The organism is Blastococcus sp. SYSU D00922, assembly GCF_054050495.1.
Genome location: NZ_JBJGZL010000002.1, coordinates 416,489 through 439,900 on the forward strand (window position 1 = coordinate 416,489; position 23,412 = coordinate 439,900).

At 73.5% G+C, this 23,412-nt stretch carries 22 protein-coding genes; 8 read left to right on the forward strand and 14 right to left on the reverse strand.

Annotation, left to right across the window (positions count from 1 at the left end):
- The first annotated feature begins 32 nt into the window (after positions 1-32).
- The gene (locus ACI78T_RS04660) at positions 33-818 is read left to right on the forward strand and encodes a CoA transferase subunit A (protein ID WP_456556908.1); all 786 of its coding nucleotides are present in this window, start codon (positions 33-35) and stop codon (positions 816-818) included.
- Positions 818-1,486 (forward strand): CoA transferase subunit B, encoded by a 669-nt coding sequence (locus ACI78T_RS04665; protein WP_456556909.1) that lies wholly within the window; start codon positions 818-820, stop codon positions 1,484-1,486. Before ACI78T_RS04660 ends, ACI78T_RS04665 begins: the two co-directional genes overlap by 1 nt.
- A 68-nt stretch (positions 1,487-1,554) precedes the next feature.
- Here ACI78T_RS04665 and ACI78T_RS04670 read toward each other — a convergent pair whose 3' ends face one another.
- The 7 genes from ACI78T_RS04670 to ACI78T_RS04700 form a co-directional block, all read right to left on the reverse strand.
- Positions 1,555-2,427: a DUF559 domain-containing protein gene (locus tag ACI78T_RS04670; RefSeq protein ID WP_456556910.1), complete on the reverse strand. Its 873-nt coding sequence runs from the start codon at positions 2,425-2,427 to the stop codon at positions 1,555-1,557.
- Between the two features lie 121 nt (positions 2,428-2,548).
- On the reverse strand, positions 2,549-4,009 hold the full coding sequence (locus ACI78T_RS04675) for a benzaldehyde dehydrogenase (protein WP_456556911.1): 1,461 nt from the start codon (positions 4,007-4,009) through the stop codon (positions 2,549-2,551).
- A gap of 83 nt (positions 4,010-4,092) precedes the next feature.
- The gene (locus ACI78T_RS04680; protein ID WP_456556912.1) at positions 4,093-5,676 is read right to left on the reverse strand and encodes a class I adenylate-forming enzyme family protein; all 1,584 of its coding nucleotides are present in this window, start codon (positions 5,674-5,676) and stop codon (positions 4,093-4,095) included.
- A 5-nt stretch (positions 5,677-5,681) separates the two neighbouring features.
- Entirely contained in the window at positions 5,682-6,935 is a 1,254-nt protein-coding gene (locus ACI78T_RS04685) for an ABC transporter substrate-binding protein (protein ID WP_456556913.1), read from the reverse strand.
- Positions 6,932-8,080: a branched-chain amino acid ABC transporter permease gene (locus ACI78T_RS04690; protein WP_456556914.1), complete on the reverse strand. Its 1,149-nt coding sequence runs from the start codon at positions 8,078-8,080 to the stop codon at positions 6,932-6,934. Before ACI78T_RS04690 ends, ACI78T_RS04685 begins: the two co-directional genes overlap by 4 nt.
- The gene (locus tag ACI78T_RS04695) at positions 8,073-8,963 is read right to left on the reverse strand and encodes a branched-chain amino acid ABC transporter permease (protein WP_456556915.1); all 891 of its coding nucleotides are present in this window, start codon (positions 8,961-8,963) and stop codon (positions 8,073-8,075) included. The genes ACI78T_RS04690 and ACI78T_RS04695 overlap by 8 nt, the downstream gene beginning before the upstream one ends.
- The gene (locus tag ACI78T_RS04700; RefSeq protein WP_456556916.1) at positions 8,960-10,522 is read right to left on the reverse strand and encodes an ATP-binding cassette domain-containing protein; all 1,563 of its coding nucleotides are present in this window, start codon (positions 10,520-10,522) and stop codon (positions 8,960-8,962) included. Before ACI78T_RS04700 ends, ACI78T_RS04695 begins: the two co-directional genes overlap by 4 nt.
- A gap of 161 nt (positions 10,523-10,683) precedes the next feature.
- Here ACI78T_RS04700 and ACI78T_RS04705 point away from each other — a divergent pair, with 161 nt between their 5' ends.
- A complete protein-coding gene (locus ACI78T_RS04705) occupies positions 10,684-11,547 on the forward strand; it encodes a PaaX family transcriptional regulator (protein WP_456556917.1) in 864 nt (287 codons plus the stop codon).
- 25 nt (positions 11,548-11,572) lie between these two features.
- Here the strand turns inward: ACI78T_RS04705 and ACI78T_RS04710 are convergent, their stop codons facing one another.
- Positions 11,573-12,001, reverse strand: a complete 429-nt coding sequence (locus tag ACI78T_RS04710) for a MarR family winged helix-turn-helix transcriptional regulator (RefSeq protein WP_456556918.1) — start codon at positions 11,999-12,001, stop codon at positions 11,573-11,575.
- A 75-nt stretch (positions 12,002-12,076) separates the two neighbouring features.
- Between ACI78T_RS04710 and ACI78T_RS04715 the strand changes: the two genes are divergently transcribed.
- The 4 genes from ACI78T_RS04715 to ACI78T_RS04730 are packed head-to-tail and all read left to right on the forward strand — an operon-like array spanning position 12,077 to position 15,856.
- Positions 12,077-12,985 (forward strand): SDR family NAD(P)-dependent oxidoreductase, encoded by a 909-nt coding sequence (locus ACI78T_RS04715; RefSeq protein WP_456556919.1) that lies wholly within the window; start codon positions 12,077-12,079, stop codon positions 12,983-12,985.
- An 8-nt stretch (positions 12,986-12,993) separates the two neighbouring features.
- Positions 12,994-13,857: an amidohydrolase family protein gene (locus ACI78T_RS04720; protein WP_456556960.1), complete on the forward strand. Its 864-nt coding sequence runs from the start codon at positions 12,994-12,996 to the stop codon at positions 13,855-13,857.
- Positions 13,854-15,401, forward strand: a complete 1,548-nt coding sequence (locus ACI78T_RS04725) for an acyl-CoA synthetase (RefSeq protein WP_456556920.1) — start codon at positions 13,854-13,856, stop codon at positions 15,399-15,401. Before ACI78T_RS04720 ends, ACI78T_RS04725 begins: the two co-directional genes overlap by 4 nt.
- Positions 15,398-15,856 (forward strand): MaoC family dehydratase, encoded by a 459-nt coding sequence (locus ACI78T_RS04730; protein ID WP_456556921.1) that lies wholly within the window; start codon positions 15,398-15,400, stop codon positions 15,854-15,856. Before ACI78T_RS04725 ends, ACI78T_RS04730 begins: the two co-directional genes overlap by 4 nt.
- Here ACI78T_RS04730 and ACI78T_RS04735 read toward each other — a convergent pair.
- The 3 genes from ACI78T_RS04735 to ACI78T_RS04745 form a co-directional block, all read right to left on the reverse strand.
- Positions 15,847-17,019, reverse strand: coding sequence for an MFS transporter (locus ACI78T_RS04735; RefSeq protein ID WP_456556922.1), 1,173 nt, complete (start codon positions 17,017-17,019; stop codon positions 15,847-15,849). The two genes, ACI78T_RS04730 and ACI78T_RS04735, sit on opposite strands and share 10 nt — an antisense overlap.
- 35 nt (positions 17,020-17,054) lie before the next feature.
- A complete protein-coding gene (purU, locus tag ACI78T_RS04740; protein ID WP_456556923.1) occupies positions 17,055-17,927 on the reverse strand; it encodes a formyltetrahydrofolate deformylase in 873 nt (290 codons plus the stop codon).
- A gap of 194 nt (positions 17,928-18,121) precedes the next feature.
- Positions 18,122-19,663, reverse strand: a complete 1,542-nt coding sequence (locus ACI78T_RS04745; protein ID WP_456556924.1) for a tannase/feruloyl esterase family alpha/beta hydrolase — start codon at positions 19,661-19,663, stop codon at positions 18,122-18,124.
- Between the two features lie 328 nt (positions 19,664-19,991).
- Between ACI78T_RS04745 and ACI78T_RS04750 the strand changes: the two genes are divergently transcribed.
- On the forward strand, positions 19,992-20,612 hold the full coding sequence (locus tag ACI78T_RS04750; RefSeq protein WP_456556961.1) for a putative quinol monooxygenase: 621 nt from the start codon (positions 19,992-19,994) through the stop codon (positions 20,610-20,612).
- 12 nt (positions 20,613-20,624) lie between these two features.
- On the opposite strand, the gene ACI78T_RS04755 is transcribed toward ACI78T_RS04750, so the two are convergent.
- From ACI78T_RS04755 to ACI78T_RS04765, 3 genes are read right to left on the reverse strand one after another with little or no spacing between them, the layout of a single operon-like run.
- Positions 20,625-21,656, reverse strand: a complete 1,032-nt coding sequence (locus tag ACI78T_RS04755) for an amidohydrolase family protein (RefSeq protein ID WP_456556925.1) — start codon at positions 21,654-21,656, stop codon at positions 20,625-20,627.
- A complete protein-coding gene (locus ACI78T_RS04760) occupies positions 21,653-22,450 on the reverse strand; it encodes a DUF1932 domain-containing protein (protein ID WP_456556926.1) in 798 nt (265 codons plus the stop codon). The genes ACI78T_RS04755 and ACI78T_RS04760 overlap by 4 nt, the downstream gene beginning before the upstream one ends.
- Complete coding sequence (locus tag ACI78T_RS04765; RefSeq protein ID WP_456556927.1) at positions 22,447-23,397, reverse strand: VOC family protein; 951 nt, start codon at positions 23,395-23,397, stop codon at positions 22,447-22,449. Before ACI78T_RS04765 ends, ACI78T_RS04760 begins: the two co-directional genes overlap by 4 nt.
- Between the last annotated feature and the right edge of the window lie 15 nt (positions 23,398-23,412).

Consider the following 23,412-nt stretch of genomic DNA (forward strand, 5'->3'; position numbering starts at 1 on the left):
CGGATCGATGGGAGCTCGTGTTGGACAAAGTCGTGGCCACCACCAGGGAGGCCGTCGCGGACATCTCCGACGGCGCGACGCTCGCCGTCGGGGGGTTCGGCCTCTGCGGGGTCCCCTTCGCGCTGATCGACGCGCTGCTGGAGCAGGGCACCGGTGACCTCACCACCATCTCCAACAACTGCGGCGTGGACGACGCGGCGCTCGGCGTGCTGCTGTACGCCGGCCGGATCCGCAAGACGATCAGCTCGTTCGTCGGCGGCAACAAGGAGCTGGCCCGCCTGTACCTCTCCGGGCAGCTGGAGGTCGAGCTCACGCCGCAGGGCACGCTCGCCGAGCGGTTGCGCGCCGGCGGCGCCGGCATCCCGGCGTTCTACACGCCCACCGGCGTCGGCACGCTGGTCGCCGACGGTGGCATCCCCGTCCGGTACGACGCCGACGGGAACGTCGTGGAGACCAGCCGGCCCAAGGAGGTCCGGGAGTTCGACGGCCAGCAGTACGTCCTGGAGACCGCGCTGACCGCCGACTTCGGCCTCGTGCACGCCCTCATGGGCGACCGGCACGGCAACCTGTACTTCCACGAGTCCGCCCGGAACTTCAACCCGCTCGCCGGGATGGCCGGCCGGATCACGATCGCCGAGGTCGAGCAGCTGGTGGAGCCCGGCGACCTGACCCCCGAGCACGTCCACCTCCCCGGGGTCTACGTCGACCGCGTCGTCGTGGTGGGCGGCGACCGCAAGCCGATCGAGAAGCGCACCACCCGCCCCCGCAGCGACCGCTCCGACACCCCGGCCGCCGCCGGCGAGGAGGCCACCGCCTGATGTCCCTCAACCGCGAGCAGCTCGCCGCCCGCGTCGCCCTCGAGCTGGAGGACGGCCAGTACGTCAACCTGGGGATCGGGATGCCGACCCTGGTGCCGAACTACGTGCCCGACGGCGTCCACGTCGTCCTGCACTCCGAGAACGGGATCCTCGGCGTCGGCCCCTACCCGTTCGACGGCGAGGAGGACCCGGACCTGATCAACGCCGGCAAGGAGACCGTCACGCTCCTGCCGGGCGCGAGCTTCTTCGACTCGTCGGAGTCGTTCGGGATGATCCGCGGCAAGCACCTGGACGTCGCGATCCTGGGGGCCATGCAGGTGAACACCCGCGGCGACCTGGCCAACTGGCTGATCCCCGGGAAGATGGTCAACGGCATGGGCGGCGCCATGGACCTCGTCCACGGCGCGCGGCGCGTGATCATCATGATGGAGCACGTCGCCCGCGACGGGTCACCGAAGATCGTCGAGGAGTGCACGCTGCCGCTCACCGGCAAGGCGTGCGTCGACCGGATCATCACCGACCTCGCCGTCATCGACGTGACCGAGAAGGGGCTGGTCCTCCTCGAGACGGCGCCCGGCGTCACCGCGGACGAGGTCGTGGCCGCCACGGGGGCGCCGCTCACCGTGGCCGACGACCTGCGCGAGATGCCCCTCCCCGCCACCGTCTGACGCCTTCCCGCCGCCGACTGTCGGGTTCCTGTCGTCATCCGCGCCGTGTGACCGCAGGAACCCGACACTCACGGGCGCAGCAGCGTGGCCAGGCGGGCGAGCAGGGCACCTGGCCGGCGCAGGTCCTCCGCCGTCACGTAGACGACGGTCCAGCCGGCCGCGCTGAGGCGGTTGAGCCGGCGCCTGTCCTTGGCGACCTGCTGGGGCTCGTCGCCGTGCCACCGGCCCTCGTACTCGACGATCACCCGCTGCTCCGGCCAGGCGAAGTCCACGCGGCCGACGAAGCCGTCGGCGTCCCGCACGACGTGCTGTGCGACGGGCCGCGGCAGCCCGGAACGATGCAGCAGCAGCCGGAGCCGGGTCTCCTGGGGTGAGCCGGCGAGGCCGTCCGCCAGTGCGACGGCCTCACGGGCACGCCGGCAGCCCGCTCCTGCCAGATCCGCTGCGGCATCGCGCAACCGCCGGAGATCTGTCAGGCGTCCGTCGACGAGCCGGTCGAGCAGCACGACGGCGTCATCACGCTCGATGTGCCGGGCGACGTCGAGGGCGGCGCATTCGACGGTCGTCAGCGGCACACCGCGCACGGTCACGTCCGCCGCGTCGAGGGCCCGACGACGGACCCGGATCCCGGTGACCCGGGAGACGGCCGACCCAGGAGCCACGGTGAGCTCGACGTCCGGGTCGGGCTCGGGCGGCAGGCCCCACAACGCGAGGGCGCTCCAGCCGCTGACCACCGCGCCCGGCACGAGCAGTCGAGCCGCCGCCACAGCACGGAGGCGGTGGCTGACGACCACGTCGGCGCAGGCGTAGACGTCGCGGAACAACCGCTGGAACCCCGGACCCCGGAGCTCGCCCCAGGTGGTCGTGCCCGCGGCGACCACGGACGAGCCGCGGAACACCCGACCGCGCAGGGCGGCGGGGCGGCGAGGGGGACGGGACACCGGCGCAGCGTGCCGAAGTCCGGCGGAGTCCCGTGACCGGCGTCCACAGGCTCGCCCGGTGTCGGGTTGCTGTCGTCATCCGCTCGCTGTGACGACAGCAACCCGACAGTCGGGCCCCGGGTCAGAAGGGGTAGGCCGGGAGGTCGCCGCGGAGGGTGACCCACTGGGTCTCGGTGAACGCCTCGATGTTGGCCATCGGGCCGCCGTGCCGGGACCCGGTGCCCGACGCGCCCACGCCGCCGAACGGGGCGACGGCCTCGTCGTTGACCGTCTGGTCGTTGATGTGCACCAGCCCGGACGGGATCCGCTCGGCCAGCTGCAGGCCGGCGTAGACGTCCCGGGTCAGGATGCCGAGCGACAGCCCGTACTCGGTGCCCGCGGCCAGCTCGGCCACCTCGTCCAGCGACGAGAACGGGGTCACCGGAGCGACGGGGCCGAAGATCTCCTCCTGGTAGGCCGGCGCCTCGACCGGGACGTCGCCCAGCACGGTCGGCCGGTAGAACAGCCCCTCGTAGGTGCCGCCGGTGCGCACCGTCGCCCCGCCCTCGACCGAGGCGGTGACCAACCCGTGCACGCGGTCGCGCTGGCCGGCGTCGATCAGCGGCCCGAGCGCCACGTGGTCGCGGAACGGGTCGCCGACCGGCAGCTTCTCCACCTTCTCGGTGAGGATCTGCGTGTACTCCTCGGCGATCGACTCGTGCACCAGGTGCCGGGACGTCGCCATGCAGATCTGGCCCTGGTGCGCGAACGTGCCCCACGCGCCCACCGACGCGGCGGCGGTGACGTCGACGTCGCCGAGCACGATCAAGGCGGAGTTGCCGCCCAGCTCCAGGTGCGCCCGCTTGAGGTGCTGGCCGGCCAGTGCGCCGACGGCCCGCCCCGCGCGCGTCGACCCGGTGAAGGCGATGACCCGGACGGCGGGCTCGACGACGAGCGCCTCGCCGACGTCAGCCCCACCGGGCAGGACCTGGAGCACCCCGGCGGGCAGCCCCGCCTCCTCGAAGACGCGCGCGAACATCGCGCCGCCGCTGATCGCGGTGCGCGGGTCGGGCTTGAGGATGACCGCGTTGCCCAGCGCCAGCGCCGGGGCCACCGCGCGGATGGCCAGGATGGTCGGCACGTTGAACGGCGCGATGACGCCGACGACGCCGGCGGGCAGGCGGCGGGCGAAGGACAGCCGCGGCGAGCCGGTGCGCAGCAGCTCGCCGTACGGGTGCGACGGCAGCGCGGAGGCCTCGTAGCACTCCTGCGCCGACGTGTGCACCTGGAAGTCGCCGAACGGCTGGATGGCGCCGGACTCGCGGGCCAGCCAGCCCTTGATCTCGTCCGCGTGCGCCGCCAGGACGTCGCCGGCCTTGCGCAGCACCGTCGCGCGCTGCTCGAACGGCAGCGCCGCCCACGCCTTCTGCGCCTCCACCGCGCGGACGGCGGCCTCGTGCACGTCCTCCGGGGTCGCCTTGCCCACCGCGCCGATCACGTCGCCGGTCGCCGGCTCCACCGCGTCGTACGTGCCGCCGGCGCCGTCGGTCCACGCGCCGGTCCAGACCTTGCCCTGCCAGGCGCCGTCGTCGAGCAGTGCCACGTCGTCCTCCTTCGTCCTGACCGCGTCACCGCGATCGATGTCCTGCTGTCGCAGCCGGAGACCAGGATGCCCGCCGGCCGGGTTCAGCGCGGCGCCAGGTCCTGCGCCGCGATCCGGCGCAGCTCGGCGCGCTGCACCTTGGCCGAAGCGGTCATCGGCAGGTCGTCGACGACGCGCCACAGTCGCGGCACCTTGAAGGGCGACAGGCCCTGCCGGCAGAAGTCGGTGAGGTCCGCCGGCTCCGGGTCGCGTCCGGGAGCGGGGACGACGAAGGCGACGACGAGCTCGCCCCAGCGCTCGTCGGGCACGCCCACGACGGCGGCGCGCTCGACGTCGGGGTGCGCGACGAGCAGTTCCTCGACCTCCACCGGCGACACGTTCTCGCCGCCCGTCTTGATCATGTCCTTGATGCGCCCGACGACGCGGCAGGCGCCGTCGGCATCCATCTCGGCGAGGTCACCGGTGTGCAGCCAGCCGTCGGTGTCGATGGCCTCCGCCGTCGCGGCCGGGTCGTCCAGGTAGCCGCGGGTGATCCGTGCTCCCCGGACCCACAGCTCCCCCGCCGTCCCGGGGACGACCGCCGCGCCGTCAGGGCCCGCGATGCGCACGTCCGTCCCGGCCAGCGGCGCACCCACCGTCTCCCGGCGGATCGGGTCGGGATCGGTCGGCGCGGTCTGGAGCACGGCGCCGCAGGTCTCGGTCATGCCGAACGTGATCGAGAGCCGGGCGCCGAACAGCGACTCGACGCGGTCCACGAAGGCGGGCGTGACGGTCATGCCGCCGGTGAAGAGGACCCGCAGGGCGGACAGGTCGGTCGCCGGCAGGTCGGGGTGGGCCGCCAGCAGGTCGAGCAGCGTGGGCGCCGCCGAGAGCAGGGTGGCCCGCCGCTCGGCCATGGCCCGCAGCACCGGCGCGGGCGCGAAGGGCAGCACGACGTGCTCGGCCTGCGCCGACAGCGCGCCCACCACGCCGAGCACGTTCCCGGCGGTGTGGAAGAGCGGCATGGGGTTGACCCACACCCGCCCGGCGAGCCGACCGAGCCGCTCGGCGAACGCACGGCCGGTGGCGACCATGCCGGCGTGGGTGATCCGGACGCCCTTGGCCCTCCCCGTGGTGCCCGAGGTGAACTGCACCTGGGCGAGGCTCTCCGGGTTGACCGGGGGCAGGTCGGGAGGCTCGACGAGGTCGATCGAGGCGCGCCCGTCCTCGCCGCACCGCCGGACCTCGCGCAGCGCCGGGAGCCGGTCGAGAGCGGCGGTCGCGAGGTCGGCGACCGGGTTGCCGGCCACGTCGTCGGCGGCGTACAGGCGCACCGCCCCCGACAACCGCAGCGCGTGCTCGAGCTCCGCCGGGCGGGACCGCGGGTTGATCGGGACGAGGGTCATCCCGGCCAGCGCCACGCCCAGCTGGAGCAGCACCGGCTCGGGGCCGTTGCCCAGGCAGGTGGCGATGCGGGAGCCCGGCTCGAGGTCGCGGAGCAGACCACCGGCGACCGCCCGGGCCTCGGCGAGCAGCTCCGCCGCCGTCCAGGTCTCGCCGGAGGCGGGCGTGCTCAGCAGCAGGTCGTCCGGCGCCTCCCGGGCGGCGCGGTGGAGGACGTCGCCGAGGACGCCCTCCACCGCACCCGGGACCGGAGCGGCCAGCAATTCACTGCGCTCCAGGGCCACCTGCGTCAGCCGAACGTGTAGCTCTCGGCGCTGGGGCCCACGTACGCGTCCTCGAGGACCTCCAGCCCGGCCTCGGCGGTGTCGCTGACCTTGGAGACGAAGACGGTCCGGGTCGGGGACTCGCCCACGTTCGTGTAGTCCAGACCGTCGGGGAAGACACCGTCGGTGTTGACGTCGGAGGCGTTGCCGAGCGCCTCGACCACGCCCTCCGGCGTCAGGTCGCCGGCCTCGCAGGCGTCCTCGAGGACGTTCTTCAGCAGCTCGGCCTGGCCGTAGGCCAGGGGGACCTCCCAGCCGAGGGCGCCCTCGGGGTCGGCCTCGGTGTACAGCTCGTTGGCCGCCTGCACGCCGGGCGCGTCCGAGGCGTACGGGGCGACGCTGGTGATGCTGTACGTGTTGGCCAGCAGCGCGTCGGCGGCCGGCGTGTTCAGCAGCGCCGGGTTGAAGGTCGGGTTCATCCCGACGATCGGCACGTCCGCGCCCTGGGAGGAGAGGACGCCGGCCAGCGAGGCCAGCTGGGCGGGCGCGGCACCGAGGACGACGGCGTTGACGCCCTCCTGCACCAGGGCCGAGGCCTGCGCGGAGAGGTCGGTGACCGCGGGGGTGATCTCCTGCGGGACGATCTCCAGGCCCCGCTCCTCGGCGGCGTGCTCGGCGCCGGCGAGGGCGTCGCTGCCGTAGTCGCCGACGAAGTAGACGACGCCGACCTTGTCACCCTCGGACAGGCCGAGCTCGTCGACGAGGTAGTCGATCGCGTTCGCGCCCTCGATGCTGTAGCTGGCACCGGGCAACTGGTTGTTCTCGTACTCCAGCGCGGTGCTGGCCCAGCCGACACCGCCGACGTAGACGCTGTCCTGCTGCGCCAGCGGGAGGACGGCGGCGCTCGTCGGCCCGCCCAGGACCTGCTGCAGCGCGACGATGTCGGCGGACATGCTGCGGTACAGCGAGACGGCCTTCTGCGGGTCGTAGGCGTGGTCCTGGACCTGCATCTCGACGTCGCGCTCGCAGACGCCGCCGTCGGCGTTGACCTGGTCCCAGTAGGCCTGGAACTCGGTGACCTGCACGGCCGCTCCCGCGGCGAAGGGACCGGAGAGGTCGGTGAGGACGCCGATGTTGATGGCGGAGTCGGTGACCCCGTTGCCGGTCTCGACGTCTCCGGAGTCACCGCCGCCGGCGGCCTCCGGCTCCGTGGTGGAGCAGGCGCTGACCGCGAACAGGCAGGCTGCTGCGGCGACCAGTGCGGGACGGGTCTTCCTCATCGAGCGGTCTCCTTCGACCTCGAGGGGTGGTCCCCGGCCTCGTGGCCGGGGTCGATCGGTGTGGTGGGGCCGCCGGTGTCGTCGGGCGCGCCGGACGCGCCACGGCGTCCGGTGAGCCGGCGGAAGGCGCCGGCGAGGCCCCCGCGCAGGAAGATGAGGACGGCGATGATGGCCAGCCCGTAGAGCAGCCGGGACGTCGTCGCCGGGTCCAGCCCGCCGGATCCGGGGGCGGCCATGAAGGGCAGCGCGTCGCTGTACTGGGTCAGCACGAGGGGCAGCGCGGTGACGAACAGCGCGCCCACCATCGCGCCGCCCACGGAGCCGAGCCCGCCGATCACGATCATGACCAGGAAGTCGACCGACACCGTGAGCGTGAAGACGTCGGGCGCCAGCCGGCCGTAGGCCAGCGCGAGCAGGGCGCCGGCCAGGCCGGCGTAGCCGGAGGACACGACGAAGGCCGAGGCCTTGTGCCGGGCCACGCCGATGCCCATGGCCGCCGCGGCGGTCTCGCTGTCGCGCACGTTCGCCCAGGCCCGGCCCGTGCGGCTGGACCGCAGGTTTGCGGCCAGCCAGCAGGCCAGCAGGGTGAGGACGAGGAACAGGTACCAGAGCCGGTGCAGGCCCTCGAACTCCACGCCCGCGACGGCGAGGTAGTCGGGATCGCGGTTGCTGAAGCTGAAACCGGCGATCGTGAACGGCTCCACCGAGCGACCGTTGAAGCCGCCGGTCCAGGTGTCCAGGTTCAGCAGGAGGTGCCGGACGAGGAACACCAGGCCGAGCGTCGCCAGGCCGAGGTAGATGCCGCGCAGCCGGCTGGCGACCGGCGAGAACACGAACCCGACGAGCGCGGCCGCGGCGACGGCGAGCACGAGCCCGATGCCGGCGGGCAGGCCCGCCCCCGAGAGCGTGGGCGTGGACTCCGACGTCGCCCAGACGTAGACGTAGGCGCCGATGGCGGCGAAGGCGGCGTGCCCGAGCGAGAGCTGTCCGGCCACACCCACCAGCAGGGTGAGGCCCACGGCACCGACCATCGTGGCCATCACGAAGAGGCCGAGCTGGAGCCAGAAGTCCTCGAGCACCAGGGGCAGGGCGACGGCGACCAGCAGGAGGCCGAGGCCGGCGATCCGGCGGACCAGGTCAGACACGGACTGCCTCCTTGCTGCCGAGCAGGCCCTGGGGGCGCACGAGCAGGACGACGATCATCACGACGTAGGGCACGACCTCGCCGAACCCGCTGCCCAGAAAGTGCAGGTCGCTCTCGTAGCCGACCGTCAGCGCCGTCACCAGCCCGATGACCAAGCCGCCGAGCACCGCACCCGGCACCGAGTCGAACCCACCCAGCACCCAGGCCGGGATGGCGAGGAAGGCCGACAGCGCCACCGGTGGGGCGACCCCGGGTGCCGGGAACGAGGTCAGGAAGATCCCGGCGAGGGCGGCGAGCACGCCGGCGAGCGCCCACCCGGTGGCGCCGGTGCGGGAGAGCCGGATGCCCATCAGCGAGGCCGTCGGCCCGTCCGCCGCCGCGGCGCGCATCCCGACGCCGAGGCGGGTGCGGGCGAAGAGGAACCACAGGCCGGCGAAGACGACGACGGCGACCCCGGCCGCCAGCACGCGGCCGGCCGGCAGGGCGATGCCGCCGAAGCGGACGACGTCGTTGCCCCAGGGCGCACCGAGGGGCAGCACCTCGTTGCCGATGCGCCGGGTCAGCTCGGTGAGCAGCAGGATGTCGACGCCCAGCATCAGGATCGCCGCGGTGCCGGGGTTGGGGTCGGCGAGGTTGCGCACCAGCAGGGCGTTGATGAGCACCCCCACCAGCGCGGCCCCGGCGATCCCGACCAGCACCGCGGGCCAGAACCCGATGGTGGGCTGGGTGACCGCCACCAGGTAGGCGCCCAGCAGGACGACGGAGCCGTGCGCGAAGTTGAGCACCCCCGTGGAGGTGAACACGATCGCGAAGCCGGCCGCGATGAGGCTCAGCACCAGCCCGTAGGACAGGCCGTTGAGGACCTGGGTCAGGAAATAGCTCATACGGCTGCCGCTCCCAGGTAGGCCCGGAGCACCTCGGGGTCGCGCTGGACCTCCGCAGGAGTGCCCTCGGCGATCTTCTTGCCGAAGTCGAGGACGGTGACGTGCTCGGCGAGCCCCATGACGAAGGGCATGTCGTGCTCGACGAGCAGGATCGAGAGGCCGAGGTCGCGGCGGACCTGCCGGATGGTCTCGGCCATCTCCTGCGACTCGCCGTGCGTCATGCCCGCGACCGGTTCGTCGAGCAGGAGCAGCGACGGGCGGGCGGCCAGCGCCCGGCCCATCTCGACGCGCTTGCGGTTGCCGTAGGACAGGCTGTGCACGGGGGCGCCCAGCAGCGGTGTGAGGCCGAGCATCTCGGCGATGTCGCGCACGGTCTCCCGGTGCCGGCGCTCCTCGCGCCGGGCGCCCGGCAGCCGCAGTGCGCCGGTCACGACACCCGCGCGCATCAGCCGGTGCCGGCCGACGAGCAGGTTGTCCTCGACGGTGTCCTCGAGGGCGAGCGAGATGTTCTGGAAGGTCCGCGCCACCCCGAGCCCGGCGGTCCGGTGGGCGGGCAGCGAGGTGAGGACGTCGTCGCCGTAGGTCACGCGGCCCTCGGTCGCGCGGTAGGCGCCGCCGAGCACGTTGATGCAGGTGGACTTGCCCGCCCCGTTGGGCCCGATGAGCGCGTGCACCGTGCCGGGCTCGACGGTGAAGGACACGTCCGACAGCGCCGCGATGCCGCCGAACCGGACGGTGAGGTCCTCGACCGCGAGGCGCTTGGGCGCCTCCGCCGTCGGGATGGCCGGCTCGGTGACGACGAGGTCGGCGGCGCGGACCGGGACGGCGACGCCCAGGTAGCGCTCGCGGACGTCGTCGCTGGCCGCCAGCTCGTCGGCGCTGCCCGAGGCGGTCACGTGGCCGACCTCGAGCACGTACGCGCGGTCGGCGACGCGGAGGCCCATGACGGCGTTCTGCTCGATGAGCAGGACGGCGGTCCCCTGCGCGTTGATCTGGGTGACGATCTCGCCGATCTGGTCGACCAGGAGCGGGGCCAGGCCCAGCGACGGCTCGTCGAGCAGCAGCAGCTCGGGCGAGGTCATGAGCGCCCGGCCCATCGCCAGCATCTGCTGCTGGCCGCCGGAGAGCAGGCCCCCGAGCTGGGACCGCCGCTCGGCCAGCACCGGGAAGAGGTCGAACACCCGGTCGCGCGCCTCGTTGCGGCGCTTGGCGTCCCGGACGGTGAACCCTCCGGCCTGCAGGTTCTCCTCGACGGTCAGGTCGCGGAACACCCGCCGTCCCTCGGGCACCTGGACCAGGCCCCGCCGGACGACCTCGGAGGCGTCCATGCCGGCGAGGTCGGTCCCCTGGTAGCGGATCGTGCCGCCGGTGACGGCGCCGCCGTAGGAACCCAGCGCCCGCGAGATCGCCCGCAGCAGCGAGGTCTTCCCGGCGCCGTTGGAGCCCAGGACCGCCACCACCGAGCCGGCGTCCACGTCCAGCGACACGTCGCGCAGGGCCTGGACGGCCCCGTCGTAGGAGACGTCGAGGTGCTCGACGCTCAGGAGGGGAGGTGACATCGGCGGTCCTCAGGGCTCGGCCGGTCGACCCGACGGCGGTGTGGCGTGGTGCAGGTCACCGAAAAGCTAGAGCCGTCGTAGACGCACGTCAAGCAAGTGTCTAACTTTGTCGATACCGAAACGGGCTGTGCTCTGATCGGCGACGCGAAGGAGGGAGGCGCATGAGCGCGCTGCAGGCGCTGGACGACGCGCTGGAACCGGCGAGGGAGCCGGCGGCGCCCGCCGGTGCGCACCGACCGCAGTCGCTGCTGCTGAGCTTCTTCGGCGCCCTGGTCCTCGACGCCGGCTTCCCGCCACTGCCCTCGATGACCCTGCTCGACCTGCTCGCCGACCTGGGTGTCGCCGAGGCGGCCGGCCGGGCCACCCTGAAGCGGATGACCCAGCGCGGGCTGCTGTCCCGCGGCCAGGTCGGGCGGACGGCGGAGTACGCGCTCACGCCGCTGGCCGAGGACGTGCTGCGGGAGGCCACCGGCCGGGTCGCCTCGACGACACCGTTCGAGCACCCCGACGGCGAGTGGACGCTGCTGAGCTACTCGATGCCCGAGAGCCGGCGCGACCTGCGGCACCGCGTGCGCGCGCGGCTCACCTGGGCGGGGTTCGGCGGCCTGCGCGACGGGCTGTGGATCGCACCCGGGACCGTCGACGTCGCCGCCGTCCTGGGCCGCTCCGACCTCGCCGAGGTCGCGGGCCTCGCGGACGCCTTCGCCGCGCGGGTCCTGCCCGGCACCGACGTCGACCGCCTGGTGCACCGGGCGTGGGACGTGCCCGCCGTCCGGGCCGCCCACCTGCGGTTCGTCGAGACCTGGAGCCGCCCGCCGGCGGTGGCCGGCTCGCTCGCCCAGCTGACCCTGCTGGGCGCCGACTGGCTGTCCCTGCTGCGCACCGACCCCGGGCTGCCGGCCGCGCAGCTGGGCCCGGACTGGCCCGCCGCGACCAGCAGCGCGGTCTACCGCCGGGTGTTCGACGGCCTCGAGCCGGCCGCCCGGGCGGCCCTGGAGCGCAGCCTGCGGGCCAACGGCCGCTGATCGCGCAGGACGCGGGACCCGGCCCTCAGCCGGCCGCGGTCCAGATCCGGGTGAGCATGTCGCGCAGGCGGTCGCGCTCGGCCTGACCGAGCAGGCTCAGCGGCGTCTCGACGGCGACGTCGGCGTCCCGGCCCGCCGCCTCGCGGACCCGGCGGCCCTCCGCGGTCGGGACCACCAGCCGGGTGCGCCGGTCCGCCTCGGGAGCCTGCCGCTCCACCAGACCGGCGGCGGCCAGCTCGTCGACGAGCAGCACCACCTGGGACGGGTCGAGCCCCAGCACCGTGGCCAGCTCCCGCTGGCTGATCCCCTCGACGGTCTCGCAGGCCAGCACCAGGACCGAGTACTGCCGCACCCGGAGACCGTGCTCGGCGAGCGCCGCGTTGGTCGCCCGGACCACCTGCCCGCTGGCGCGCGAGAGCAGGAAGCCGAGGTCGTCGGCCAGGGGCTGAACCATGTGTTCCTCCATCGTTGACAACCTCCACGATACGCACCTACGTTGCCAGCACCACCCCCTGGATGAGGAGCAGCCGTGGACCTGACCGGCAAGGTCGCCGTCGTCACCGGATCCGGACGGGGCCTCGGCCTCGCCTACGCCCGCGAGCTCGCCCGGTCGGGCGCCGCCGTCGTCGTCAACGACGTCGACCCCGAGGTCGCCGACGCCGCGGTGAAGACGATCACCGGCGACGGCGGCAGCGCGGTCGCGGAGGTCGTCGCCGTGGGTTCGAGCGAGGCCGCCCAGGCGCTGGTGGACCGCGCGGTCGACGAGTTCGGGCGGCTCGACGTCCTCGTGAACAACGCCGGCATCCTGCGCGACACGACGCTCTGGAAGATGAGCGACGAGGACTTCGACGCCGTCATCACCACGCACCTGCGCGGCACCTTCACCTGCACGCGCGCGGCCGCGGTCCGCATGCGTGAGCAGGGCGAGGGCGGCCGCATCATCTGCGTCGGCTCCCCCACCGGCCAGGTCGGCAACTTCGGGCAGACCAACTACGCCGCCGCCAAGGCCGGCATCGTCGGGATGGTCCGCACCTGGGCGATGGAGCTCGCCCGCGCGGAGATCACGGTGAACGCGATCGTGCCGGTCGCCGCCACCGCGATGACCGAGACCGTGCCCTTCCTCAAGCCCTTCGTCGACGCGCTGAAGGCCGGCGAGCCGCTGCCGCCGTACGCCCGCCGCGAGCTCGCCTTCGGCAGTCCCGAGGACGCCGCCGGGCTGGTCGCCTTCCTCGCCTCCGACGCCGCGTCCGGCATCACCGGGCAGGCGGTCGGCATCGGCGGCGACCGCCTGGCGCTGTGGTCGCACCCGAGCGAGGTGGTCGTCGAGTTCGCCGACGGCACCGGCTGGTCGGCCGACGCGATCGCCGGGGTGTGGCCGGACCGGTTCGCGGGCTCGCAGCAGACGGTGGGGCAGCAGTTCCCGGAGCCCCCGAAGTGACGCTCCGGCTGGATCTGGACAACCTGGTCGCGATCGACGTGCACACCCACGTGCACGCCGACACCCACGGCCACCTGGCCCTGGACGACGAGCTCAACGCCGCGGCGGCGAAGTACTTCAAGGGCGAGCCCTACGACCCGACGGTGCCCGACATCGCCGCGGACTACCGGGCCAAGAACATGGCCGCCGTCGTCTTCACCGTCGACATCGAGCACGCCACCGGCCACCCGGCGCTGTCGAACGAGGAGATCGCCGACCTCGCCGCCGAGCACCCCGACGTGCTGATCCCGTTCGGCTCCGTGGACCCCGCGCGGGGGAGCAAGGGCATCGCGCTGGCCCGCAAGCTCGTCGAGCAGCACGGCGTGCGCGGGTTCAAGTTCCACCCGTCGATCCAGGCCTTCGAGCCCAACGACCCCGAGGTCTACCCGCTCTACGAGGAGCTGCAGAGCCTCGGCGTCCCGGCGCTCTTCCACACCGGCCAGACCGGCATCGGCGCGGGACTGCCGGGCGGGCGGGGCATCAAGCTGCGCTACTCCGACCCCATGCTCCTCGACGACGTCGCCGCCGACTTCCCCGGGCTCACGATCATCATGGCCCACCCCTCGGTGCCGTGGCAGGACGCCGCCATCTCGGTGGCCACCCACAAGGCCAACGTCTACATCGACCTGTCGGGCTGGTCGCCCAAGTACTTCCCGCCGCAGCTGGTGAAGGCCGCCAACGGGTTGCTGAAGAAGAAGGTGCTCTTCGGCTCGGACTACCCGCTGCTGCGCCCCGAGCGCTGGATCGCGGACTTCGAGCAGCTGGACATCAAGCCCGAGGTCAGGCCGCTGATCATGAAGGAGAACGCCATCACAGCCCTGGGGCTGCGATGAGGAACGCGGGCCTGGGCTCCTGGCCCGAGCGCCGGCTGCGGATCTCCCCGCACAAGCCGGCGATCTGGTTCGAGGGCTCGACGACGACGCACGGCGAGTTCGCCCTCCGCGTCCGCCGGGCCGCGTCCGCGCTGGCCGCGCTGGGGGTGCAGCGCGGCGACCGGGTCGCCTGGTTCGGCGCCAACCACCCCGCCGCGCTCGAGGTGCTCTACGCGTGCGGCCAGCTCGGCGCGATCTGGGTCCCGGTGAACGCCCGGTTCACCGTGCCCGAGGCGCGCTACGTGCTCGAGCACTCCGGCGCGAGCGTCGTCGTCCACGGGCGCGAGCACGGGGCGACGGCGGACGCGCTCCGGGCCCAGGTGCCGGCCGTCCGGCACTGGGCGGCCGCCGAGACGCCGCTCGACGGCGGCGCGGACTCCCTCGACTGGCAGCAGCTGCTCGCCGACGCCGAGCCGGTGCTCCGCGACGAGCCGGTCACCCTCGACGACCACTGCCTGATCATGTACACGTCCGGGACGACCGGCCGGCCCAAGGGCGCCACGCTGACCCACGGGAACATGACCTGGTCGTGCATCAACCAGATCCTCGGCTTCGACTTCACCCCGGACGAGCGCACGCTGGGCCTGGCGCCGCTGTTCCACATCGGCGGGCTCAACGGCACCCTCAACCCCACGCTTCTGCGCGGCGGGTGCGTCGTCCTCGTCCGCGGCTTCGACCCGCCGGCGACGCTGCGGACCATCGTCGAGCAGCGGGTGACGTCGTTCTTCGCCGTCCCCACCATGCTCGACGCCATCAGCCGGCAGCCGGACTTCGACACGGTCGACCTGTCCGCCCTGCGCACCATCGGCGCGGCCGGCGCCCCCCTCCCCCTTCCCCTCCTGCGCACCTGGCTCGACCGCGGCGTCACCGTGCAGCAGGCCTACGGGATGACCGAGTCCGCCCCGGCCGGCACCGCGCTGGACAGCGCCGACGCGGTCGCGAAGGTCGGCTCGGCCGGCAAGTCGCAGTTCTTCGTCGACGTCCGGGTGGTCGGCCCCGACGGCACCGAGTGCGCGCCGGGCGAGATCGGCGAGGTGGTGCTCTCCGGGCCGAACATCATGGCCGGTTACTGGAACGACCCGGAGGGGACGGCCGCCGCCATCGTCGACGGCTGGTACCACTCCGGGGACGCCGGGTCCACCGACGAGGACGGCTACCTCTACATCCGCGACCGCTACAAGGACATGATCATCTCCGGCGGCGAGAACGTGTACCCGGCCGAGGTGGAGTCCGCGCTCCTCGAGCTGCCCGGCATCGTCGAGGCCGCCGTCATCGGCGTGCCGGACGAGAAGTGGGGCGAGGTCGGGCTCGCCGTCCTCGTCACCGCACCCGGCGCCGACCGGGACCCGGACGCCATCCGCGCCGCCCTCCGCGAACGTCTCGCCGGATTCAAGGTGCCCCGGCTCGTGGAGTTCGCCGACGCCCTGCCCAAGACCGCCACCGGGAAGATCCGCAAGCCCGACCTGCGCCACCGCTACGCCACCACCGAGGAGTCCTCCGCATGAGCAGCACCACCACCACCCTCGCCGAGCTGCCCTCCCTCAAGGGCACCGAGCTCGGGACCAGCGACTGGGTCGAGGTGACCCAGGAGCGGGTGAACCTCTTCGCCGACGCCACCGGCGACCACCAGTGGATCCACGTCGACGTCGAGCGCGCCAAGGCCGAGAGCCCCTTCGGCGGGCCGATCGGCCACGGCTACCTCACGCTGTCGCTGCTCATCCCCATGTGGTCGGAGGTCCTGGTCGTCACCGACGTGAAGATGGGCGTCAACTACGGGCTGAACAAGGTCCGCTTCCCCGCCCCCGTGCCGGTCGGCGCCAAGCTGCGCCTCACCGCCACGCTCAAGGAGGTCGAGGAGATCGCCGGCGGCCTGCAGGTGACCGCCTCCGCGGTGATCGAGGCCGAGGGCGCCGCCAAGCCGGTGTGCATCGCCGAGCCGGTCTTCCGCTTCTACGGCTGAGCTGCCCGGGCGCCCCCCAGGACGGCGGGGCGCCCGGCCACCGATCCGACGACGCCGAGGGCGGCCGCGGCGCCGAGAAGGAGCAGCAGCGGCGCACCCCACCCGCCGGTGACGGCGTACAGGCCGCCGACGGCCAGCGGGGCGGCGGCGCCCACCGAGTAGCCGACCAGCTGGGACATGCCCGAGACCCGGCGGACGACCTCGTCGTCCGCCGAGCGGAGGACCACCAGCGCGAAGGCCAGCGAGATGCCCGCCCCCTGGGCGAGCCCCCCGATCACGACCCAGGCCGGCCACGCCTCCGGCCAGAGCAGCAGCCCGGCCGGGACGAGGGCCCAGCCGATCGCCACCGCGATCGCCAGCCTGACCTGGCTCCCCCACCGGCCGAGCAGGGCCGGCACGGCCATCGCCCCCGGGATGCCGAGCACCTGGAACACCGACGCCGCCACGGCCGCGGTCCCGGCGGTGAGCCGGAGGTCCTCGGTGAGCAGGCTCGGCAGCCACGTCGTGAGCGCGTAGTAGAGCGCCGACTGCAGGGCGAGGACGACGCTCACCGCCCAGGCCACCGGTGCCCGCCACACGCGCACCGGGGACGCGCCGGACGCGCCCGGTGCGTCGTGCCGCTGCGTCGTCCCGGTCGGCGCCGTCCACCCGACGCCGACCCACACCACCGCCGCCACCAGCGGGAGCGGCGCCCAGACCGCCAGGCCGAGCCGCCAGCCGCCCAGGTCGGCCACCGGGGCGCTGAGCGCGGCCGTCAGCGCGGCGCCCGCCGCCAGTGCGGCCGTGTACAGCCCGGTCACGGCCCCCGCGCGGGGACCGAACCCGCCCTTCACCACGACCGGGAGCAGGACGTTGCCCACGGTCATGGCGGCGCCGACGACGAACGTGCCCGCCAGGAGCACCGGCGCCCCGTCGAGCACCCGCAGCGCGGTGCCGACCGCGAGGGCCACCAGGCTGCCCAGCAGCGCCGCCCGCGTGCCGACGCGCCGGCCCACCCGGGCCGCCGCCGGCGCGAGGGCGGCGAAGCACAGCACCGGCAGGGCGGTCAGCAGGCCGGCCGTCGTCGCCGACAGCGCGAGGTCGCGCCGCAGCTCGGGCAGCACGGGGCCGACCGCCGCGATGGCGCCGCGGAGGTTGAGTGCCACCAGCAGGACGGCGGCCACCCGCGCGCGATCACCGGGTGGTGCCCCCCGGCGGCTCACTCGAAGACGACGGTCCGGTTCCCGTGGATGACGACGCGGTTCTCCGTGTGCCAGCGCACCGCGTGCGCGAGGGCCCGGGTCTCCGCCTCCCGTCCCCGGGCGGCGAGCTGCTCCGGGCTGAGCGAGTGGCTGACCCGCAGCATCTCCTGCTCGATGATGGGGCCCTCGTCCAGGTCGGCGGTGACGTAGTGCGCCGTCGCGCCGATGAACTTGACCCCCCGGGCGTGCGCCTGGTGGTAGGGGCGGGCGCCCTTGAAGCTCGGCAGCATCGAGTGGTGGATGTTGATCGCCCGTCCCTCGAGCGCCCGGCAGAGGTCGTCGGAGAGGATCTGCATGTAGCGGGCCAGGACGACGAGCTGGACCCGCTCCGCCCGCACGATCTCGAGCAGCGCCGCCTCGGCCTCCGGCTTGGTGTCCCGGGTCACCGGGATGTGGTGGAAGGGCACGCCGTAGAAGTCGGCGATGCCCTTGAGGTCGGGGTGGTTGGACACCACGGCGACGACGTCGAGGTTGAGCTCGCCGATCGAGTTGCGGAAGAGCAGGTCGTTCAGGCAGTGCGCGTACTGGCTCACCATGATCAGGACCCGCTGGCGCTCCGCGGCGTCGGCGATCCGCCAGTTCATCTCGAAGCGCTGGGCGACCTCCTCGAAGGCGCCGCACAGGTGGCCGAAGTCGAGCGGCCCGCCGTCGGCCCGCGCGAACTCGACCCGCATGTAGAACATGCCGCTGGTGAGGCTGTCGAACTGGTGGCTCTCGATGATCGTGCAGCCCTCCTGCACGAGCAGTCCGGAGACCGCGTGCACGATTCCGGGTGCGTCCTGGCAGGACAGGACCAGGACACCGTGCTGCGCGTCGGCGGGCCGCGTCATTGCGCCTCCTCGTTCGGAAAGAGAACCGTGCCGTCGCTGAAGCTACGTGCCGCCTCAGCTGTGCCGCATCCCACAGATGACCACATCCCTGCGTCGGCAGGACGACGCCCGCCGCGACAATCGACGCGGGACGCCGCGCGACCGGGCCCCGGCCGCGACGGTGTTCTGTCGCGACCGGGGCCCGCCGTCCTGCGTCAGGCCTCCCGCAGCTCCAGGCGCGTCGCCGGCACGCAGCGGTACGTGCTGCCGTCGGCCGAGTCGCCCCGCCCGGTCCACCGCGCCACGAACGGGTAGGCGCAGACGGGCCGGGTGGCGCCCGCGGTGGTGCGGGCGTCGAGGGTCTTCGGCGCCTTGCCCTGCTCCACCCACTGGACCAGCGCGGCGAACGGGTCGGTCAGCTGGGCGCCGGCCCCGCCGCCGCAGTGGCCCACGCCCGGGGCGAGGAAGAGCCGCGCGAACTGCTGGGTGTGGCCGGGGCCGAGTTCGTCGAGCAGCCGCTCGTAGTAGTCGACGGTGCCCTTGACGGTGACGCCGAAGTCGGCGAGGCCGTGCCACATCAGGAGCTTGCCGCCGCTCGCGCGGAACGCCGAGAGGTCCGGGTCGCTCGCGCCCATCATGTCGCCGTACCGCTCGACCGCGAGGTCGAACAGGCCCTCGAAGTCGGCGTAGTCGATCGTCCGCCAGTCGAACGCCGGGTCGTCGGCCAGGAAGTACTGGATCCACCACAGGTCGTAGACGAACGGGTTGCCGACCAGCTGGCCGGAGCCGTCGAGCTTCACGTCGTGCAGGCCGGCGTAGGGGGCGCCGTACGGCAGGCCGTACCAGAGGAAGCGACCGTCGGTCCCCCGCGGCCCCTCGTGGATGCGCTGCATGACCGCGACGTCGTCCTCGGTGATCGCGCCGCACGGCGTGGGGGTGCCGATGAGCCTGGTGAGGTCGAAGTCGCAGGCGAAGGGGTCGCCGATGACGCCGTCGACGACGCCGTCACCGACGGTGTCGCACGCTTGGATCGCGGCCGCCAGCGCGGTCTCGAACTTGCACGCCGGGATCGGGTTGTCTTCCTGCAGCATGACGATCTGGCCCCAGATCTGGCCGGTCTGCATCTCGGGGAAGTTGATCACCGGGGCGCCGGCGAGGACGCCGTCGTAGTCGTCCGGGTACCTCTGGGCCTCCATGAGCCCCTGCCGGCCGCCGGTGGAGCAGCCGTTCCAGTAGGAGTACGCGGGGGCCTGCCCGTAGTAGGCCTGCACGACCGCCTTGGCGGTGACGGTCATGTCGTGGACGCCCTCGTGGCCGAAGTCCTCCCGGGCGGGCCAGTTCGGGGTGCCGTCCGGGTACAGCCCGAAGGTGCCCGCGGAGCCGACGTGGCCCGCGTCCGTCGCCGCCGCGGCGTACCCGTTGCGCAGCGGCGCGAGCAGCCGGTCGGTGCTGCCGCCGGAGAACCCGCCCCCGCCGACGCCCTGGAAGCGGCCGTTCCAGGTGTCCTCGGGCAGGTACACCCAGACCGTGACGACGCCGCTGTCCTCGGGGTCGGCCACGCTGAGGGTGACGCGGCACGAGGCCGGCGTCGTCGCGTCACCGGCGTCGGCGGCCGCGGCGGTGACCGTCGTGCCCGGAAGGGCGAGCTGCGTCAGGTCCCCGCACGCCATGACCGGATCGGCAGGGGCGGGCTGGCGGGGTGGGGGCGCCGCGGAGGCCGCAGGGGCGACGAGCGCCGCGCTCGCCGTGGCCGTCATGACCGCGAGCGTCGCGAGGCGGAACAGGGATGGTGGGCGTGACCGCATGAGGCTGGTTTCTCCGTCGCGTGTCGTGGGGGCTTGCGTGGTCGGGCGCCGGAGGAGATCCCTCATATGTGCCGTCAGTGCTCCGGTACGCGCCGTACCCCGATCCTCACCAGGAGGTGACGCGCACCACAGGCCGCCGCGTCGCGGTCACGCCGGGACATGTGTCGTGTGACGCACGGTGACGGGAAGCCCGGGTTGCCGCGCACCCGCGGAGCCACCACCCTGTGCCCCGTCGGCACCGTCGCCGGCCCGACCCGCACCAGGAGGACCAGTGGCCGAGATGCGTGCCCGATCCACCACGATCCAGGGCACCCCGGGGTCGGTGTCCGCCGCGACCGGCTTCGTCCGGGACGAGGTCATGCCGCAGGTGCGGGCGATGGACGGCTGCGTGGGCCTGTCCATGCTGGCCGACGGCAGCACCGGCCGGTGCATCGTGACCACGTCCTGGCGGGACGCCGCGGCGATGGAGGCCAGCCGGGAGGGCGTCCGCTCGGCCGCCGAGCGCACCGCGGAGCTCCTCGGTGGCACGCCGGAGCTGGAGGAGTGGGAGATCGCCGCCATGCACCGGGTGCTCGAGGCGCCGGCCGGCGCACGGGCGCGCGTCACCTGGCTGCGCACGGAACCGGACGCCGTCCCGCGCGCCGTGGACGCCGTCCGGTTGTCGCTGATGCCGAAGCTCGACGACCTGCCGGGGTTCTGCAGCGTCAGCATCATGGTGCGCCGCGACGAGGGGCTCACCGCGGCCGCGATCTCCTACGACAGCGGCGAGCACCTCGAGCAGGCGGGCGAGGGCGCGCGCGAGTTCCGCGAGGCGTTCGCCCCGGCGATGGGCATCGAGGTGGTCGGCACCGCCGAGTTCGACGTCGCCATCGCCCACCTCCGGGTCCCCGAGACGAACTGACCCCGGGCGGGGTCACCCCCGGGCGCCCGCCAGCGCCGCCTCGAGGCGGGGGTAGACGCGCCGGACGTTGCCCTCGAACACCGCCGTGCGCCCGTCGTCGTCGAGCAGCCCCTTGGCCACGGCTGCCTCGACGTAGCGACGGGTGTCGTCGTAGTACTGCCCGGTGCGCGGATCGGTCCCGCGCACCGCGCCCACCATCTCCGACCCGAAGAGGACGTTCCGGGTGTCCACCACCTCCAGCAGGAGGTCGATCCCCGGCTGGTGGTACACGCAGGTGTCGAAGAAGACGTTCCCCATGACGTTGGACTCGACCGCCGGCTGCCCCAGCATGTCGGCGAGCCCCCGGTAGCGGCCCCAGTGGTAGGGCACCGCTCCCCCACCGTGCGGGATGACCAGGCGCAGGTCCGGCAGGTCGCCGAAGAGGTTGCCCTGGACGAGCTGCATGAAGGCCGTCGTGTCGGCGTTGATGTAGAACGCCCCGGTCGCGTGGAACACCGGCGTCGCCGACGCCGAGACGTGCACCATCGCCGGCACGTCCAGCTCCACCATCGCCTCGTAGACCGGGTACCAGCTGCGGTCGGTCAGGCGCGGCGACGTCCAGAACCCGCCGCTGGGGTCGGGGTTGAGGTTGCAGCCGACGAAGCCGAGCTCCTCCACGCAGCGGCGCAGCTCGGCGATCGACGCCTCCAGGTCCGCGCCCGGGGACTGCGGCAGCTGCGCCACCGGGACGAAGCGGCCCGGGTAGAGCGTCGCCACCCGGTGCACCAGGTCGTTGCAGCGGCGCGACCACTCCAGGCTGACCGCCGCGTCGCCGACGTGGTGCGCCATGGCCGAGGCACGGGGTGAGAACAGCGTGACGTCGATGCCGCGCTCGTCCATCAGCCGGAGCTGGCTGGACTCGATCGTCTCCCGGATCTCGTCGTCGCTGATCGAGGGGTAGGCAGGCGGCGTCGTCCCGGCCTCCCAGGCGGCCACCTGCTGCTCCCGCCACGCGGTGTGGGCGGCGGGGGCGGTCGTGTAGTGGCCGTGGCAGTCGATGATCACGCGCTCTCCTCCTGGGGGACGTCGGCAGCTGCGTCGCGCAGCTCGACGAGCAGGTCGCGGGCGGCCGGTGCGATGCGGGCCGGGACGCCCAGCTCCTCCAGCTGCTCGGTGGCCGCGGCCATCTCGTCGGCGCGCCGGCGGGCGTGGGTGTGCGTGCCGTCGACCAGCCGGTCCACGGTCCGCTCGTCGAAGCTCGCGAGCTCCGCCGCGACGTTGCCGCGCAGCCAGTCAGCGCACCCGGCGGCCTCGGCACCGCGCAGCGCCTCGACCACGGCGGCCGCGAGGCCCTTGTAGAAGACGCTGCGCAGCAGCTTGCGCGAGATGGCGGTGCCCACGGGCCCCGGCTGGACCGCCACGTCGGCCCCCAGGCCGGCGAGCAGCTCGGCGTACCGGCCGGCGGCCTCGCCGGACACCAGCATCGGGGTCCGGAGACCCTTGCCCGGCACCGGGGACATCAGCGCGACGTCGACGACGGGTACGTCCCGCTCCGCCGCCCGCTCGGCGAGGGCCACCTTGAGCCCCGGGCTGGCGGTGTTGAGGTCGGCCCACAGGGTGCCGGCGCGCAGCTCGGGCAGCGCGTTCTCGAGCGCCGTCATCGCGTCGTGCGAGCTGTTGACGCTGAGCACCAGGTCGGCGTCGGCGACGGCGTCGGTCTCGCTGCCGCGCCGCTCCACCCCGGCCACGCGGAGGCCCAGGGGGTCGTACCCCCGGACGTCCGCCCCGGCGGCGACGAGGTCCGCCGCGATCAGGGAACCCGCCTCGCCGAGCCCGAGGACGGCGATGCGCGGGGTCACTGCTGGACCGGCGGCGTGCCGTGGGTGTGGAACGTCGAGATCGTCTGGAGGCCCCACGCCTGGCCCTTGGCGCGCTCGGCCTCGGACCAGTCGACCGGCTGCCAGTCGGGCGCGAACACCAGGCGCGCGCCGGGGTTGTCCAGCTCGATCCGGTTGCCGGCCGGCTCCCAGACGTAGAGGAAGAAGCTCTGCTGGATGGTGTGCTTGTGCGGGCCGGTCTCGATGTGGACGCCGTGCTCCAGCGCCAGGTCGGCGGCCCGGATGATGTCGTCCCGGCTGTCGACGGCGAAGGAGATGTGGTGCAGCCGGCCGGCCGTGCCCGTCTTGTCCTTGGTCCAGACGGCGTTGTAGCCCTGGTTGGTGAAGGTGGTCCAGGTGCCGGCGATCTCGCCGCTGTCGAGCACGATCTGCTCGGTGGTCATCGCGCCGAGCGTGTCGACGAAGAAGTCGCGGTTCTCCCGCGGGTTCACCCCGAGGTAGTTGATGTGGTCGATCCGGCGGACGCTCACGCCGCGGCCCGGGTAGGCCTGCGCCTGGTTCTTGAGCGCCGGCTTCAGGTCCCCCTCCGGCCGGTACCACTCCGTCTCGTAGTAGACGCCCATCTCGTGGCCGTCCGGGTCGGTGAAGACGTACACCGGGCCGTAGCCGGGGTCGCCGTCCTGCCAGCCCTTGCCCAGGCCGGTCGCCTCGATCGCGGCCACCCGCCGCTGCAGCGCCTCCGGGGTGCCGGCGCGGAAGTTCGTCCGGCCGACGCCGGGCTGGGCCGCCGCGGTGAGCTTGATCGTGGTGTTCTCGTAGTCGTCCCACGCCCGCAGGAACACCGAGTCGCCCGACGAGCCGTTCTCCGTCATCCCGAGGTAGCGGACGAAGAAGTCGAGACTCTCCTCCGGCTTGTGGGTGAGCAGCTCGATGTGGGCGAGGTGGGCGATGTCATGCAGCGGTGGCACCGGGCGTCTCCTGAG

Bases quoted from the DNA above. Each gene is read 5' to 3' on its own strand.
- purU (WP_456556923.1), bottom strand. From the start codon at position 17,927: ATGACGCGGCCCGCCGACGCGCAGCACGGTGTCCTGGTCCTGTCCTGC.
- ACI78T_RS04725 (WP_456556920.1), top strand. From the start codon at position 13,854: ATGAGGAACGCGGGCCTGGGCTCCTGGCCCGAGCGCCGGCTGCGGATC.
- ACI78T_RS04745 (WP_456556924.1), bottom strand. From the start codon at position 19,663: ATGACGGCCACGGCGAGCGCGGCGCTCGTCGCCCCTGCGGCCTCCGCG.
- ACI78T_RS04750 (WP_456556961.1), top strand. From the start codon at position 19,992: ATGCGTGCCCGATCCACCACGATCCAGGGCACCCCGGGGTCGGTGTCC.
- ACI78T_RS04730 (WP_456556921.1), top strand. From the start codon at position 15,398: ATGAGCAGCACCACCACCACCCTCGCCGAGCTGCCCTCCCTCAAGGGC.
- ACI78T_RS04705 (WP_456556917.1), top strand. From the start codon at position 10,684: ATGAGCGCGCTGCAGGCGCTGGACGACGCGCTGGAACCGGCGAGGGAG.
- ACI78T_RS04710 (WP_456556918.1), bottom strand. From the start codon at position 12,001: ATGGTTCAGCCCCTGGCCGACGACCTCGGCTTCCTGCTCTCGCGCGCC.
- ACI78T_RS04700 (WP_456556916.1), bottom strand. From the start codon at position 10,522: ATGTCACCTCCCCTCCTGAGCGTCGAGCACCTCGACGTCTCCTACGAC.
- ACI78T_RS04685 (WP_456556913.1), bottom strand. From the start codon at position 6,935: ATGAGGAAGACCCGTCCCGCACTGGTCGCCGCAGCAGCCTGCCTGTTC.
- ACI78T_RS04665 (WP_456556909.1), top strand. From the start codon at position 818: ATGTCCCTCAACCGCGAGCAGCTCGCCGCCCGCGTCGCCCTCGAGCTG.
- ACI78T_RS04695 (WP_456556915.1), bottom strand. From the start codon at position 8,963: ATGAGCTATTTCCTGACCCAGGTCCTCAACGGCCTGTCCTACGGGCTG.